Origin of the sequence: Mesorhizobium sp. M7A.F.Ca.ET.027.02.1.1, from assembly GCF_004022985.1 — a bacterium.
Taxonomy (GTDB): domain Bacteria; phylum Pseudomonadota; class Alphaproteobacteria; order Rhizobiales; family Rhizobiaceae; genus Mesorhizobium.
Genome location: NZ_RZOL01000130.1, coordinates 1 through 15,021 on the forward strand (window position 1 = coordinate 1; position 15,021 = coordinate 15,021).

The 15,021-nt window shown below is 63.6% G+C and carries 21 protein-coding genes; 18 read left to right on the forward strand and 3 right to left on the reverse strand.

Annotated features, from left to right (window positions below; genetic code table 11):
- Positions 1-186: 186 nt before the first annotated feature.
- Positions 187-681, forward strand: a complete 495-nt coding sequence (locus EN749_RS16035; RefSeq protein WP_128363491.1) for a hypothetical protein — start codon at positions 187-189, stop codon at positions 679-681.
- Positions 682-864: 183 nt separating this feature from the next.
- On the opposite strand, the gene EN749_RS16040 is transcribed toward EN749_RS16035, so the two are convergent.
- Both EN749_RS16040 and EN749_RS16045 read right to left on the reverse strand, forming a co-directional pair.
- Positions 865-1,137, reverse strand: a complete 273-nt coding sequence (locus tag EN749_RS16040) for a hypothetical protein (protein ID WP_128363492.1) — start codon at positions 1,135-1,137, stop codon at positions 865-867.
- Positions 1,138-1,550: 413 nt separating this feature from the next.
- A complete protein-coding gene (locus tag EN749_RS16045; protein ID WP_128363493.1) occupies positions 1,551-2,066 on the reverse strand; it encodes a hypothetical protein in 516 nt (171 codons plus the stop codon).
- Here EN749_RS16045 and EN749_RS16050 point away from each other — a divergent pair.
- Entirely contained in the window at positions 2,047-2,283 is a 237-nt protein-coding gene (locus EN749_RS16050) for a hypothetical protein (RefSeq protein WP_128363494.1), read from the forward strand. The two genes, EN749_RS16045 and EN749_RS16050, sit on opposite strands and share 20 nt — an antisense overlap.
- 210 nt (positions 2,284-2,493) lie before the next feature.
- On the opposite strand, the gene EN749_RS16055 is transcribed toward EN749_RS16050, so the two are convergent.
- Positions 2,494-2,808, reverse strand: a complete 315-nt coding sequence (locus EN749_RS16055; protein ID WP_128363495.1) for a hypothetical protein — start codon at positions 2,806-2,808, stop codon at positions 2,494-2,496.
- Positions 2,809-2,907: 99 nt separating this feature from the next.
- On the opposite strand from EN749_RS16055, the gene EN749_RS16060 reads away from it, so the two are divergent.
- From EN749_RS16060 to EN749_RS16130, 16 genes are all read left to right on the forward strand, one after another.
- Complete coding sequence (locus EN749_RS16060; protein WP_128363496.1) at positions 2,908-3,459, forward strand: hypothetical protein; 552 nt, start codon at positions 2,908-2,910, stop codon at positions 3,457-3,459.
- 133 nt (positions 3,460-3,592) lie between these two features.
- Positions 3,593-4,078 carry a hypothetical protein gene (locus EN749_RS16065; protein WP_128363497.1) on the forward strand — a complete coding sequence of 162 codons (486 nt, stop codon included), beginning with the start codon at positions 3,593-3,595 and terminating at the stop codon, positions 4,076-4,078.
- A gap of 59 nt (positions 4,079-4,137) precedes the next feature.
- The gene (locus EN749_RS16070; protein ID WP_128363508.1) at positions 4,138-4,449 is read left to right on the forward strand and encodes a hypothetical protein; all 312 of its coding nucleotides are present in this window, start codon (positions 4,138-4,140) and stop codon (positions 4,447-4,449) included.
- Positions 4,449-4,814, forward strand: a complete 366-nt coding sequence (locus tag EN749_RS16075; protein ID WP_128363509.1) for an HNH endonuclease signature motif containing protein — start codon at positions 4,449-4,451, stop codon at positions 4,812-4,814. Before EN749_RS16070 ends, EN749_RS16075 begins: the two co-directional genes overlap by 1 nt.
- Positions 4,811-4,984, forward strand: a complete 174-nt coding sequence (locus EN749_RS37720) for a hypothetical protein (RefSeq protein WP_189367546.1) — start codon at positions 4,811-4,813, stop codon at positions 4,982-4,984. The genes EN749_RS16075 and EN749_RS37720 overlap by 4 nt, the downstream gene beginning before the upstream one ends.
- A complete protein-coding gene (locus EN749_RS16080; RefSeq protein ID WP_128363498.1) occupies positions 4,984-6,339 on the forward strand; it encodes an MT-A70 family methyltransferase in 1,356 nt (451 codons plus the stop codon). Before EN749_RS37720 ends, EN749_RS16080 begins: the two co-directional genes overlap by 1 nt.
- Positions 6,336-6,518 (forward strand): hypothetical protein, encoded by a 183-nt coding sequence (locus EN749_RS16085; RefSeq protein ID WP_128363499.1) that lies wholly within the window; start codon positions 6,336-6,338, stop codon positions 6,516-6,518. Before EN749_RS16080 ends, EN749_RS16085 begins: the two co-directional genes overlap by 4 nt.
- On the forward strand, positions 6,515-9,139 hold the full coding sequence (locus tag EN749_RS16090) for a DNA methyltransferase (protein ID WP_128363500.1): 2,625 nt from the start codon (positions 6,515-6,517) through the stop codon (positions 9,137-9,139). Before EN749_RS16085 ends, EN749_RS16090 begins: the two co-directional genes overlap by 4 nt.
- The gene (locus EN749_RS16095) at positions 9,136-9,324 is read left to right on the forward strand and encodes a hypothetical protein (protein WP_128363501.1); all 189 of its coding nucleotides are present in this window, start codon (positions 9,136-9,138) and stop codon (positions 9,322-9,324) included. Before EN749_RS16090 ends, EN749_RS16095 begins: the two co-directional genes overlap by 4 nt.
- 1 nt (position 9,325) lies before the next feature.
- Positions 9,326-9,622, forward strand: a complete 297-nt coding sequence (locus EN749_RS16100; RefSeq protein WP_128363502.1) for a hypothetical protein — start codon at positions 9,326-9,328, stop codon at positions 9,620-9,622.
- Entirely contained in the window at positions 9,619-9,909 is a 291-nt protein-coding gene (locus EN749_RS16105) for a hypothetical protein (protein WP_128363503.1), read from the forward strand. The genes EN749_RS16100 and EN749_RS16105 overlap by 4 nt, the downstream gene beginning before the upstream one ends.
- Positions 9,902-10,444, forward strand: coding sequence for a hypothetical protein (locus EN749_RS16110; RefSeq protein WP_128363504.1), 543 nt, complete (start codon positions 9,902-9,904; stop codon positions 10,442-10,444). Before EN749_RS16105 ends, EN749_RS16110 begins: the two co-directional genes overlap by 8 nt.
- On the forward strand, positions 10,441-11,007 hold the full coding sequence (locus EN749_RS16115) for a hypothetical protein (RefSeq protein ID WP_245491418.1): 567 nt from the start codon (positions 10,441-10,443) through the stop codon (positions 11,005-11,007). Before EN749_RS16110 ends, EN749_RS16115 begins: the two co-directional genes overlap by 4 nt.
- Complete coding sequence (locus tag EN749_RS16120) at positions 11,007-13,205, forward strand: DNA cytosine methyltransferase (RefSeq protein WP_128363505.1); 2,199 nt, start codon at positions 11,007-11,009, stop codon at positions 13,203-13,205. Before EN749_RS16115 ends, EN749_RS16120 begins: the two co-directional genes overlap by 1 nt.
- Positions 13,206-13,311: 106 nt before the next feature.
- The gene (locus tag EN749_RS16125) at positions 13,312-14,478 is read left to right on the forward strand and encodes a helix-turn-helix domain-containing protein (RefSeq protein ID WP_128363506.1); all 1,167 of its coding nucleotides are present in this window, start codon (positions 13,312-13,314) and stop codon (positions 14,476-14,478) included.
- On the forward strand, positions 14,447-15,021 hold a 575-nt coding region (locus EN749_RS16130; protein WP_128363507.1), incomplete at its 3' end, for a transcription termination/antitermination NusG family protein. The genes EN749_RS16125 and EN749_RS16130, both read left to right, overlap by 32 nt.

Below are 15,021 nucleotides of genomic sequence, written 5' to 3' on the forward strand. Positions count from 1 at the left end.
GTGTTCGGCCAGCGCGTCCTTGGTGACGGCGGTGCCGTTCATGCCGAGTTCGAGCACGCGATCGGCCATGCGCTCGACGATGCTTTGGGTGATGACGGGGGAATTAGACAGCGCGCCGATGGGCGGTTGCTGGAAGGTGATCATGGGACTATCCTTTCGCGTTGGGGAAAGATGCTGGGGGAAACTATGGAGGGCGACACCAAGACTTGCCCGGACTGCGCGGAAACCGTTCAGCGCGAGGCGCGCATCTGCCGGTTCTGCCGGCACGACTTCGGCAGCGCCGCGGCAGCGCCTCCGGCAAAGGAAAAGCGACCGCTTTCGAAGTGGTTTATTCTCCCTGCCCTCGCGGTGTTGGTGTGGGTCGGCTTGCACAAGGGTGAAAAACTGGCCGCGCCGGCCCAGGTCGTGAGCACTGGCATCTGCGACAGTTTCAACGCTCAAGGCGCTATAGACGCGGCCGTGGATATTGGGATCGTCAGGGGCACCAGGCGCGATGGCACGGCCGTGCATATCGAGGTGAACACCGCAAGATGGGTGCATGCCGAAAGAAAGTTTCAGGTCAGCATAGCGATGGCCGCCTATTGTCAGGTCGCGGCGCAAGACGGCACCGGCGTTGCAATCGTCAAGGGCAGCCTCGACGAAGACCTCGGCTCTGTCGTGAACGGCAACTGGATGAGATAGCGACACGCCACGCCTCCATCGCGATATTGCGAATGGCAGCTGTCGTACTAAATGTACGATCGATAATCAAGTACGATTTGTACGATTGCGAGACCGTGCGTCAGTTTTGTACGAAATCGGACAAACGGCAGTGCAGCCAACTGGCGCGCCGTTCCGTTTCGAGCTTTGCGAAGGGCGAAGGTTCTAGGGCCGGGTTTTCGCCATTGCCGCGACTAGAGACGCGAACTTCTCCCTGTCGGCCTGATCGAGTTTCTGCATGAGAGGCCAGAGCACGGCGGCGATCCGTTGTACCGAGTCGTCGTAACTCGCATCGAGCCTGGCGTGTATTTCGCCGTTCATCGTGTTGCCGCTCTTTTTGCGCGACTCAGCCAAGCGATCTTTCAACTCCGGCGTCATGTTGAAATTGTGCCGGAGACGCTTCGGCTGCGATGGATGTGTGTTTTGCTTGGGCGCCATGGCCGATTTATGGAGGAAAGGCACCTCACCCGAAATGGGGCAAAATTCTTCAAAAAGTGTGCATCTTATCCCCGCTATCAACAGGCGAATATTACAGAATGAAATATTCTGTTAATCAAACACTAGGGGTTGTATTCGTATCGAAATGGGACACCGGAAAAACCCGCAGCGGTGTTGACAAGCTGGAAGGAAATTGTTCCTATTCTGGGATGCCGTACGGGTTTGGAGGCGGAATTGATCCAATATGGGCCGGGAGAAAGAACGCGAAGCGACGTGATGGCAAGGTTGCGCGCAGTCGCGAACTCTCCACAATCGCGCGCGGCTGCAATCACCAAGCGCATCCATCGCGATACGCGCTCAATCGCCGATATCATGACAGAGATGCATGGCGGCGCCTGGAGCGTCGAAATCGATCACGACGACTGCTTTGTGCTCATTTCGCGTGATTTGCCCGCCTGACCGTAGACAGTCTTGCGAAGCAATTTGAGGGCGCGGCTTTGTGTTTCAGGCTGCGCCCTCACCAGATCGGCAAAGACCTCTGCAAGTTGAGAGACCATATCAGTTGCAGCCGATGCCGGAGCTGCGCTTGGCGCCCCGGTCGCGCTTTCTAGATCCCCGTACAGATACCATCCTGCGGTGTGTCCGAACACCCGAGCGTATTTCTCCGCGGTCTTGCGGGAGATCGCCCGGTTCCCGTTCGTGTTGCTGATCAAAAGATCATGGCTGATGTCGAGCGCGCGCTTGTTGGCGCGCCAGGCGTCCGTGGGTTTTTCAAAGCCCGCTTCCTTGATCGCCCGCGTCAATCGGTGTTTCGGTTCCGTCATTCGTACAGAATGGCCGATCTTCATCGTCCAAGGTGTACGATTTTCGTTTGACGTCTTGTCGTACGTAATGTACGAAGTTCGACTCATGAGCGAACCGTCTTCCATTTCCGACCTCATTTCCAATTGGCGCACCATTGCCGAGTTCGCTTCCGATGTCGGCTGTGGCTATGAGGCCGCGCGCAAGATGCGCGACCGCGAGAGCATCGCGCCGGAACATTGGGCCAAGGTGATCAGCGCCAGCGAGACCAAAGGCATCGCCGGCGTGACATATGAATGGCTCGCCCGCCGCCGCGTTCCACCGGCAACCGGTGAAGCCGCATGAAGCCGCGCCTCGCCAATCCCGTCATCGCCGACCGTGGCGCCCGCCTTGCCGGCATCGGCATCCCACGGCGCGAGTTGCGGCCCGACATTTTCGGGGTTGCCGCATGAAACAGCGCCTCTCCTACAACCCTTATGGAGGATTTGATGTCCAACAAGCAGGCAACCGGACTGTATGGAAAGCTGTGGCTGGCCGCCCTAACTGCGATGCTGATCAAGAAGAAGTAGGTGTCATTGGTCGCACCATGTCGGCAAGCGCCAAGATGCGTTCCGCCGCCGCCTTCGCACCGGTATGTATTTGGGGCGGAGCCCAAGCCAAGGATGGATGGTCCGGCTTTGCCGCCTTCAATTCCTCTAGCCGGATGGCAATAGCCGACCGAATGAGATCGGGGTGCGGCACTTGGGTGATTAGAGCGGCGATCGCAATCTCCACGATACTCAGCCGGCCAATTTCCAAGGCCTCCGCTCTGGCACGCATCTCCTCTTCGCTCATTGAGCCGGCAAAACGCTCGAGCTCTTCCTTGTTCATGGCAGTTCCTTCCTTGGGGTTTGGTGATTCCACGGAAGGTAGCCCGTTCCGTCTCCGGGCGGAACGGGCGCGTCATGACCGCACCATCGGGGTGGCCGCATGAAGCCGCGCCTCTCCAATCCCGTGATCGCCGACCGTAGCGCCCGCCTTGCCGGCATCGGCTTCACCGACCGCCTGGTGCCGCGCCGTGTCGGCGCTCTCCCCACTGCGCAAGACGACTCCCAAGCCTGCGCAGAGCCTGCCGCGCCGTCCGACTCCTCCCCGGACGGCGCGGTCTTTTGTCATTTCACCGAATCCTTGTCCGTGGGGGCACGCGAAGAGGATGACATGGTGCGGCTGGCTCCCGGCCGCACCATCGCCCTTTGCGACCATTCGATGATCCTGCTGCGCGCGGTGGCCAATTACGAGCGGTGCTCCAACGAGCATGCCGTGGCCATGGCGCTCGCCGCCTATGCCACCACGATCGGCGCCGGGCCGCTCGCCCGCGCCGTCCTCGACGAGCGGGAGCGGCTTGAAGCGAGCGGTCGCCCCGCCGATGAGAACATTCCGGACGATCTCGGCGACCTGCCGGAGTTCGTCCGGCGTGACGAGACGAGATTCAGCCGGGCGCGGGAAGCGCTCGGGAATTCTTCCGGGAGAATGCGGCGATGAGTTTTTGCCACCAGGCATGCGGACCTCCGTAGGGTTTTCAGACCCGCACACTGAATCCAATCGTCTTGCCGATCACGGAATTCTTTTCGTCAAAAGATTCCTTGACCGGCCTCTGCATGCCTTGGGGCCAAAAATGTCCAACAATGATGAAATCCGCACCGTGCCTCGACTGATTACCGACGAGGAGCTGCGCCGGATCAAGACGCTGACATCGCAGGCCATCAAGGCGGTCGGCGGCGGCGATGCGTTCGAGCCGTCGACGCGGGTCAAGCAGGCGGCGCTATCCAACTATGGCAACAATGCGGTGCCGGACAAATTCATTCCGCTCGACGTGGCAATCGAGCTGGACCGTGCTGCTCAAGCGCCGCTGTTGCTCGGCGGTGCCGCCCGCATGCTCGGCTACCGGCTTGAACCGATCGACGCGCCGCCGGCAACACGGGTGACGATGGGCGACGCTCAGTCGGTTGCCAAGGAATCCAGCGATGTCGTCAACATGCTGCTGGCGCTGCTGGCCAGCGACAAGCCGCTCGACGCTGCCGACCGCCAGGCGCTGATGAAGGAAATCACCGAAGCCATGGGGCCGCTCTACAAGCTGGTCACCAAGCTTGGTGCGGCATGATGCGCCAGCCCATCCACTCCCTGTCCGCCTCTTGCGCCGTCGGCTTCGCCATTGGCGGCATGGCGCTTGGCGTTGTCGCGATCAGCGCCGGGGAAAGCTGGCCGCATGATGCGCTGCCCACTGCCGCCGCACCGCAAGGCTGGTCCTATCCCTTCGCCTGCTGCGCCAACTATGACTGCCGTACCGTTCGCGATGCCGACGTCGTCGAAGGCGCGCGCGGCTACGAGATACGCGCCACCGGCGAACTGATCCCGATGAGGGACAAGCGCGTCAAGGACAGCCCGGACGGGCAGTTTCACTGGTGCGCGCACCAGGCCGGGATCGATGCCGGCAAGACCATCTGCCTGTTCGTGCCGTCGCGGGGGTCATGATGACAGCGCAGCTTTCCCGACGCGACATCATCCGGCAGCGGCTTCTCGCCTGCGTCGAGGTCATAGACCTCGGCCACGAGACGCCGTGCCATATCTGGACCGGTCCCGATTCCGGCGTTGGGCGCGGCGGCGGCTATCCGCGCATGAAGCTGAATGACCGCACCTGCGCGGCGCATATCGTGTCGTTCACCAATGAATTCGGCTACGTGCCGCGCAACAAACAGATCGACCACCAGTGCCGCCAACGGCTGTGCGTCAATCCCGCCCATCTCGAAATGGTCAGCCACATCGAAAACCAGAAGCGGCGCGACATCGCCAACGGTGTCGTGCGCCGCAAGCGTCGGCGCAAGGCGGTGGCGAAATGAGCGACGAATACGATCCGTACAGCCCGCGCGGTCCGGCACGCGAGCGACCCGGGGCAAAGATGGCCGCAGATGCCGACGAGGCGAGCGGCCCGCAGACGGTCGCTGCCGGCCAGTTGCGCGCCTTCATAGAGCGCATCGACCTCTACAAGGCCGCGCTGGGGATGGTTTGATGAAATACCAGCTCCTGCCGCGTCTTTCCGCCGAAGAGTTCGCATCGCTTGAGCGGTCGATCATCGCGCATGGCGTGCTGGTGCCGGTGGAATATGACGAGGCCGGCGAGATCATCGACGGGCATCATCGTGTCGAAATTTGTGAAAGTCTCGGCTTGGTCGACTGGCCGCGTTTCGTGCGCAAGGGACTGTCTGAGGTCGATAAGCGCACGCTGTCGCGCGAGCTGAACTTCGCCCGCAGGCATCTGACGACGGCACAGAAACAGGCCGTCATCGCCGACCAGCTGCGCGACACGCCGTCGATCTCCTCGCGGGCGATCGCGGCCATGCTCGGGGTCGACCACAAGACGGTTTCAGCGGTGCGCGGCAAGCTGGTCGGAACTGGGGAAATTCCCCAGTTCGACGAGACGACGGGCAGAGATGGAAGAGATCGGCCGGCCAGCAAGACGATCAAGACCGCCTTCGTCCCCGACCAGCCGAACGTCGGCGAATACATGAAGGGCGCGAAGATGATCCGCGCCGAAAAGCAGAAGATGGCGCACACCGTGCGCTTGGCGCACATGGACATGGTTGCCGAGAGCGGACGTGCCACGGCGCCCGGAAAGCTCTCGCGGACCTATCCGGTCTACTACGCCGATCCTCCCTGGAAGTTCGGCGTTCGCTCGGAAGTGACGGGGCGCGAGAAGAGCGCCGAGAACCACTATCCGACCATGACGACCGACGAGATCTGCGCGCTCATGGCGGGGCTGATTGGCGATGACCGCAACCCGGCCGTGCTGTTCCTGTGGGCAACCAATCCGATGCTGCGCGACGGCCTGCGGGTGCTGGCCGAATGCGGCTTTGCCTATGTGCATCACTGGATCTGGGACAAGGAAGTCGCCGGCACCGGCTATTGGGGACGCGATCGCCACGAGCTGCTGCTGATCGGCCGCCGCGGCGACGTCGCCGCACCTTTGCCTGGCTCGCAGCCGGAGACGGTGCACCGCGAGCGCAAGAGCAAGCACTCGGCCAAGCCGGATTTCTACGCCGAGACGATCGAGCGGCTGTTTCCCGGCGTGGCCCGGCTGGAGCTGTTCGCGCGGGCCGCACGGCCGGGCTGGGATGCTTGGGGGTATGAGGCGGAGACGGCGCAACAGCCAATCTCCCCACCCGTGGGGGAGATGGCCGGCAGGCCAGAGGGGGGCGCTGTCCCGCCTGCTTTCGATGTCGACCCGAAGCTGATCGAAACCGTCGCCAAAGGCATGCAGACCGAGACCGGCCGCAAGGCGCTGGTCAAGGCGCTCGACGTGATGATCGCCGCCGAGGAAACGCCGAAGCCGAAGCGCGGCCGTCCGCGCAAGGCGGTGCCGGCATGAGCGAATTCGCAAGACATCTAGCCTTCGCGCGCGCCGATGCGCTTGAGCTGCGGAGCTTGCTGAAGCGGACTGAGGAGATAGCGCCGGACCAGATAGCTTCGCACCTGGCCGCTCTGCGCGTTCAGCACGCGATGATTGGCCGTGACCTGGACAGGCTCCAGAAGGCGGTGCCGGCATGAACGCGCCCGTCGACGATCCCTACCTCACCTTCCTGCGCGGCAAGATGCAGTTGGCGAAAGCCGACGGCTTCGACGTTGCGCTGGACGATATCAACCCGGCCGGCGCGCCCCATTGCCGGGCGATCGTGCGATGGGCGCTGAAGGGCGGCAGCCGCGGCATCTTCGCGTCATTCGGCCTGCACAAGACCTTCATGCAGATCGAGCTGCTGCGGCTGATCGGCAAGTTTGCGCCTGGCCTGCGGCTGATCGTCATTCCGTTGGGGGTGCGGCATGAATTCTTCGCCGAGGCGGCGGAGCGGTTCACCGGTGACTGTGCGATCAAGCTGAAGTTCATCCGCTCGGATGCCGAGGTCGACGGCGACGACACGATCTACCTGACCAATTACGAAAGCGTTCTGGCCGGCAAGATCGATGCTTCGCGCTACGTTGCCGCCAGCCTCGACGAGGCGGCGGTGCTGCGCGGCTATGGCACCAAGACGTTCCAGACCTTCCTGCCGCTGTTCAAGGCGGTGCGCTTCAAGTTCGTCGCCACCGCGACGCCTTCGCCGAACCGCACCAAGGAACTCATCCACTATGCCGGCTTCCTCGGCATCATGGATACCGGCCAGGCGCTGACGCGGTTCTTCCAGCGCAATTCCGAGACGGCCGGTGACCTGACGCTGTTCCCGCACAAGGAAGACGAATTCTGGCTGTGGGTGCACAGCTGGGCGGTGTTCCTGCAATCGCCTGGCGATCTCGGCTTTTCCGACGAAGGCTATGTGCTGCCGGCGGTGACGGTGAACTGGCACGAGGTGCCGATCGATCATGGTACGGCCGGCTACGACCGCGATGGGCAAGGCCTGCTGATCCGCAACACGGCGCTCGGCGTGGTGCAGGCGAGTGCCGCCAAGCGCGACAGCCTGGCCGCCCGCATCGACAAGATGAGCGCGTTGCTTGCCGAGGATCCTGCGGCGCACGCCCTGCTCTGGCACGACCTCGAGGATGAACGGCGGGCGATCGAGGCGGCGGTGCCGGGCGTGCGCTCGATCTATGGCACGCAGGGGCTCGACCAGAACGAAACGAACGCCATCGGCTTCAAGGACGGCAAGTTCAAATACCTCGCCACCAAGCCGGAAATGAGCGGTGCCGGGAACAATTTCCAAAAACATTGCCATTGGGCGATCTTCGTCGGCGTCGGCTTCAAGTTCCATGACTTCATCCAGGCGGTGCACCGCATCGTGCGGTTCGGCCAGATGCATGAATGCCGCATCGACATCATCTTTTCCGAAGCCGAGCGCGAGGTGCGCCGCAACCTGGAAGGAAAATGGGCCGAACATGAAAGGCTGATGGCGCGCATGGCGGAGATCATCCGCCGCTATGGCCTCGACGGCCTGCCTCTCGACGACGTGCTGTCACGCTCGATCGGCGTGCGCCGGCGTGAAGAGCGCGGCGACGGCTTCGTGATTTCCCACAATGACGCGGTGCTGGAGGCGCGGCAGACGGAAAGCGCCAGCGTCGGCGAGATCGTCACCTCGATCCCGTTCGCCAACCACTACGAATACACGGCGAGCTACAACGATTTCGGCCACACCGACGACAATGGACACTTCTGGGCGCAGATGGATTTCCTGACGCCGGAGCTGCTGCGCATCCTGCAGCCCGGCCGGCTGGCCTGCATCCATGTCAAGGACCGGGTGCTGTTCGGATCGGTGACCGGCGAAGGCGTGCCGACCGTGTCGCCGTTCCATGCCGAGGCGATCTTCCACTATTTGAAGCACGGCTTTCAGTACATCGGCATGATCACCATCGCCACCGACGTGGTGAAGGAGAACAACCAGACCTACCGGCTGACCTATTCCGAGATGATGAAAGACGCCACCAAGATGGGCGTCGGCTGTCCGGAATATGTGCTGCTGTTCCGCCGGCCGCAGAGCGACCTCTCGCGCGGCTATGCCGATGAGCCGGTGGCGCATGCCAAGCCGCTGGTGATTGCCGCCGACGGCTCGCATCAACGCTGGACTGATGGCGACAGGCGGCCACAGGTGCCCGACAGCGGCTACACGCTGGCGCGCTGGCAGCTCGACGCACATGCCTTCTGGCCATCCTCCGGCGACCGGCTGCTGACCACCGATGAGCTTGTACGGCTCGGGCCGAAGCCGTTGCGGTCGCTGTTCCAGAAAGTCTCGGAAGAGGCGATCTACGATTTTGAGATGCATGTGAAATTAGGGGAAGAGCTGGCCGCACGCGACAGTCTTTCGAAAACGTACATGACGCTCGACCCGCCGTCGAAACATCCGGCGATCTGGACCGACGTCGTGCGCATGCTGACGCTGAACGGCCAGCAGGCGTTCCGCAATCTGGAAAAGCATGTCTGCCCGCTGCAGTTCGACATCGTCGACCGGCTGATCGACCGCTACTCGAATCCCGGCGACATCGTCTATGACCCGTTCGGCGGGCTGATGACCGTGCCCTATCGCGCCATCTTGAAGGGCCGGCGCGGGCAGGCCTCCGAACTCTCCGACACCTATTTTCGCGACGGCCTGCGCTACTGCCGCGAGGCGGAAGCCAAGCGCGCCGTGCCGACCATGTTCGACATGCTGGGCATCGGCGAAAGCGATGACGTGGTGGAGGCGGCGGAGTGACGAAGCGCGCCAAATATGACCCCGACAAGAATTCAGCGGGCTGCTACGCCGCCGCGATTGAGGCGAAGCGGCTGCGCGGCGATACGCACTATCCCGAGCCGAAGGAACGCGCGCCGGATCCTGAAACTGAACGCCAGTTGAAGCGGCTGAAGCGTGCGCTCGACCGCAAGCTGCGGGAGGCCTGATATGGCTGACATCGCCTTCCTGCGTTTCGCCAACGCCTTTCATGACCGGCTCAAGGACATCGGCTATTCGCTGCGCCGGGCCGAACATCAATGGCCGGACACCGACCGCGCCATGCTGTCACGCGCCATCAACGCCAAGACGCTGTCGGCCGGAAATTACCTGCTGCTTTGCGAGATGGCCGGGCTTGATCCTTATGCCTATCTGGAGCGTCCGCCGCATCGGCGTGTGACGCTTAAAAGCATCGCAGAACAAATGGTTACACCATCCGCCACACGTGAAACAGAGGGTGCGCGATGAGCGATTCCATGCTGCCTATCCTGCGACAATTGCCCGATGGCGATCGCGTACGCGCCGGCGTGCTGCTGCGCATGCCTGATTCCGTCATGCTGAAGTATCACGACGTCATCGACGCCGCCTGCCGCAGGGCGGGATTCGAGCCCGGCTCGAAGTTCCTGGCGGTGCGGGTGTCGCTGTCGCTGGCGGTGCGCTCCGACGCCGGCTTGCCGCCAGCCGAACTGGCGATCATGGCGGAAGAGTTCCGCCTCGGCATGGCCGAATTCGCGGCGGGGGCGTCCCATGGCTGAAGCCGCGCTGCGCAAACTGGACCGGGACCTGCCACGCATCGACATGTATGCGCCGGAACTCCGCGCCCGCCTGCTGGCGCAGCGTGCCGGGATGCCTGCACCGCGTGCCAAGGCAAAACCAGCGAAGACGGAACCGGCCGACGACACCTTGGCGCTGCTGAAGGCGGCGCGGATGATGCTGGCGGCGGCGACGGCCGACCGTGAACTGGCGGCGCGGACGCTGGCCGACGCAAGGGCGCGCGCTGACAGCATCGTCGCCGAAGCGGAGCTTTCGGCGGACATCGTCTCGAAGGTCGGCCCGGCGCTGCCCAGCATCGCCCGCATTCAGAACACCGTGGCGGAGCGTTATGGCATCAGCCTTGCCGCAATGCTCGGTCCCGGCATGTCCGTCGATCTCGTCACGGCGCGCTATGAGGCGATCCGCCGGGCGCACGCCGCGCGGCCCGACCTGTCTCCAGGCAAGCTTGCGAAGCTGTTCCGTCGCGACCGCACCGTGATCCTGCGCGCCATAGCCGGCAAAGGGCCGAAGCCATGAACGCGCCGATGTCGCACCAAGGCCTCTCTCCCAATGCGACAAAACTGCTCGCCATCCGCGAGGCCCTTACGGCCATTGCGCCGGCCGACTGGACGCGCGTGCATGGCGACGCCGGGGCCTTCGTCGAGGCGCGCGGCGAGATGGGCGAGCGTATGGTGCTGCTGCGCTTCGATGCGGCGACGGTCGACGAGATCGACTTCGTCTGCAGCGCGCCCGACACCGTGGCCTTCCTGCTGCGGCTGCTCGACGATTCCTTCCGCGAGATCCGCAGGCTTGCCGGCAAGCCGCCGCACCGCAACCAGGCTGCCGGCGAAGCGGCGGCGAGCGATGAGAAAAACTTCGCCGCCGAGTGCGGCATGAAATGTCAGGAGCCGGCGTTCATGGTGTTCCTGCATGAGCGGCACGGGCTCGAAAAGCCTCTGACCGATGATCGCGTGGCGCAAAAAGTGCGCTCTCTGCTGGGCGTCACCTCACGAAAACAACTCAACGATGGCGGCAAGGCCGGCGACGCGTGGAAAGCGCTGCGCGGAAGCTTTGCCGATTGGAAGAAGGCGGGACGCTGATGACACTATTGAACTTCGAAGCGCCGTTCTCGTCGCGGGCCGATTATCCGCCGCTGATCATGGACAGCTTTGCCGGCGGCGGTGGCGCCTCGACCGGGATCGAGATGGCGCTTGGCCGCTCGCCCGACATCGCCATCAACCACAACCCCGCGGCGCTGGCGCTGCATGCGGCCAACCATGCGCAGACGCTGCATCTGTCGGAAAACGTCTACAAGGTCGACCCGCTCGACCATGTTTCCGGCAGGCATATCGGCCTCGCCTGGTTCTCGCCTGACTGCAAGCATTTTTCCAAGGCGAAGGGCGGCAAGCCGGTCGAGCGCAACATTCGCGACCTGGCATGGATCATTCCGGGCTGGGTCGAGCGCATCCAGACCAGCGGCGGCGGCATCGATGTCGTCATCCTTGAGAACGTCGAAGAGTTTCAGACCTGGGGGCCGCTGCTCGACACCGAACGCGGGCTGATGCCGGATCCTGACGCGCGCGGCGAGACTTTCCAGAAATGGTGCAAGGCGCTGCGCCGTCTCGGCGGCAAGATCGAGCATCGCGAGTTGCGTGCCTGCGACTATGGCGCGCCCACGATCCGCAAGCGGCTGTTCGTCATCGTGCGCTTCGACAGGGAGAAGATAATCTGGCCGAAGCCGACGCACGGCAAGCCAGACGATCCCGACGTCATCGCTGGGCGCAAGCTGCCTTGGCGCACCGCGGCGGAGATCATCGACTGGTCGCTGCCCTGTCCTTCGATCTTCGACACCGGTGCCGAGATCATGGAAAAGCTCGGCCTGCGCGCCGTGCGTCCGCTCGCCGATGCCACCATGTCGAGAGTGGCGCGTGGCGTCGATCGCTACGTGCTGAAGGCGAAACGGCCGTTTCTCGTCGATGTAGCGAATGGCGAGGTTTCGCCGTCGGGCGTCAAGCGGTGGGGCAACGGCTTCCGCTCGATCGACGATCCGCTGTCGGTGGTCACCGCCGGCGGCATCAATCACGCCGTCGTCGCGCCGTCAATTATCCGAACCGACATGCACAGGGCTGCAGCGCGCAATGGCATTCATGGTCTCAATGAGCCGTTGCGGACTGTGACCAGCGCCGGCGGCTTCGGCGTCATCGCGCCGGTGCTGTCCTATGCGCAGCAGGGGGGCGCGAACCGCAGTGTCGAGGATCCGGCGCATACGATCACGACCAGCACGAAGGACCAGAACACTCTGATCGCGCCTACGCTGATCCAGACCGGCTATGGCGAGCGCGAAGGACAAGCACCGCGCGCGCTCGATATCGGCGCGCCTATCGGTACCGTCGTCGCCGGCGGCGTGAAACATGCGCTGGCGGTGCCGACATTGGTCGGATGCGGCGGCAGGGCCGGCCAGAGCCGCGCGCGGGGCGGGGACGAGCCGATGGCGACACAGACCGCCAAGGCCGACGTCTGCGTGGCGGCGGCCTTCCTCGCCCAGCACAACAACGATGGGCGCCGTGAAGGTGGCGTCAATCCCGGCCGGTCGGCTGAAGAGCCGGTTTCGACCATCACTTCCAATCCGCAGCAGGGCGTGATTGCCGCCTTCGTGTCGCGACAGTTCGGCACGTCTGTCGGGCACGACATGGAAGAGCCGACGCATACGGCGACCGCCAAGGTCAACAAGTCCATGCTGGTCGCGCCGCACCTGATGACGATGCGCAACGCTGGCAAGCCGTTCAACGGTGCTGACGAGCCGACGCATACGATCACAGCAGGTGGCGCCGGTATCAGCGTCGTCGCGCCGTTCATGCAGAAATACTACGGCACTGGTGACGGGTCCCGTGTCGACGAGCCGTGCCATTCGGTGACGACGAAAGACCGCTTCGGCTTTGTCGAGGGCGAAATCGGCTGGCCGCCCTTCACCGACGAGCAGGCCGACCGGGCGCGGCAGGTTGCCGCCTTCATGCGCGCGCATGGCTTCTGGGACGATCGCGAGTTCGTCACGGTCGAAATCTCGGGCGATCTCTTCACCGTCATCGACATCGGCATGCGCATGCTGACGCCGCGAGAGCTGTTCTCGGCGCAGGGCTTCCCGTCCGACTACATCATCGACCTTGAGTACAACGGCAAGCCACTGCCCAAGAGCGACCAGATCGCCTGTTGCGGCAACAGCGTCTCGCCGCCGATGGCGGCGGCGCTGGTGGCGGCCAATTGCGGGCATTTGGTGCAGTTCCGGGAGGCGGCGGAGTGAGCCACCGGCAGAATTTGCCGGTGGGGCCGGCTCCAACATTCATTGTTTGCAACAATCTGAGCGGAACCCTACCGGCAGAATTTGCCGGTTGGCCGATGGTGGCGGCATGAGCCACGACGCGACCGGTTGGGCGATCAAACAGCGCGGGCTGAAGCCGGCTACGAAGATAGTGCTCTGGCAGCTCTGCGACCGCTTCCATCCCGACAATGGCTGTTTCCCCTCGCAGGAGACATTGTCGAGTGATTGCGAGATGTCGCGATCCTCGCTCAATGAGCATCTTGATGCGCTGGAATCAGCCGGCCTGATCCGCAGGGAGCAGCGCCGCGACGGGCCGACGCACCGGCAGAAATCGACGCTCTACCGCTTCGCCTTCGAAGACGGGTTCGAGGCGACAAAACCCGCAGAAAACAAGGAAAGCCCGTGTCCGGAATCTGGACACGGAGCCGTGTCCGGAAAAGCGTCGGAGCCGTGTCCGGAAAATGACGAAAGCCGTGTCCGGAATCTGGACACTAACCTTGTAAGGGAACCAGTAAAGGAACCTGAGAGAGAGGCGCGCGAGGACACTCCGAAAAAGATCGAGGAGGCGTTCTGGCGCATGGTGCGGGTCTGGCCTGGGCAGAAGGGCATGCCGACTGCACGGGCGCTAAAACTGTTCGCGGCGCTGTCGCCGCAGGATCGTGCCGAGGCCGAGCGGATGTTCCCGCACTGGCTGGCGCTGCTCAAGGCGCAGAAGAAGGACCACGTCGCGGCACCCTCGACCTATTTCGAACAAAGGCTGTGGACCGACGTGCCGGAGCCGGTCGAGGCCAAGCCGGCGGCGATGACCGCACCGCCGTTCGGGCCGGTGTGGGGCGGGGTGCGGATGCGCGAGCTGGTGCTGAAGCATGCGGTGGCGGCACCGCCGCCCAGCGCATGGATGGCGACCCTGCTGGCGCAGGACGATGCGGCTGGCCGGCAGGCGAGGCTGACGCGCCAGGCCAAGCATGGCTGGCCGGCCGTCAACCGCATGCACGAGTTCGCCGAGAGCCGTCGCGGTATCACCGTGACGCCAGATCTGGAGGCCCTGGCGGCGCTGATGGAGCCGGTCCCGGTGCGTGGCGATCTCTGGCAGCTCTGGCTATCCGAGCACGAGAAGCGCGGCTGGCCCTGGCTGCCCGACCCCGGCCAGATGCCGGTGGTCTACTTCCCGGCTGGCGGGCCGGCAGGACTGGAAGTTTTCGAACAGGCATTGCGAGGGAACCATGATGCGGGCGGACGTGAAGCGGCTGAGTGAGGCGGAAGTGATCAACCTCGACCGCTGCTATGCCGAATCGGACAGGCAGCAGGGACTGTCGCGGCGGTCGCAGGCACTGCTTGCAGCGGCGGGCGAATCAGGCCCGGTGATGGGCTGGTATGTCATCCGCGTTGCCACCAATGGCGAGAAAGCTGTGGAAGAATCACTGAGCCATGTCGGTATCGAATGCTGGCGGCCGATGGAAAAGCGCCTCCGCAAGGCGCCGCATGCGAAGCGCCAGGTCGTGTTCAATGTGCCGGTCTTTCCCGGTTATCTCTTCGTCAGGGTGATCAACAAGGATGCGACATGGTCGGGAATCCTGTCGCTCGAAGGTGTGCTTTCGGTGCTTGGCGGCAACGGTGGTCCGGTCATGGTTCGTGAGGCCAAGCTGTTGGAGTTCAAGAAGAAACTCGGTGAGAAGTCGACAGACAAGGATGTCGTCGAGGCGGCGTTCCCGATCGGCGCCGAGGTGCTGATCGAGCAAGGGCCGTTCCGCTCGTTCACGGGTGTGATCGAGAGCGTGATCGAGGAGCAGACTGCGAC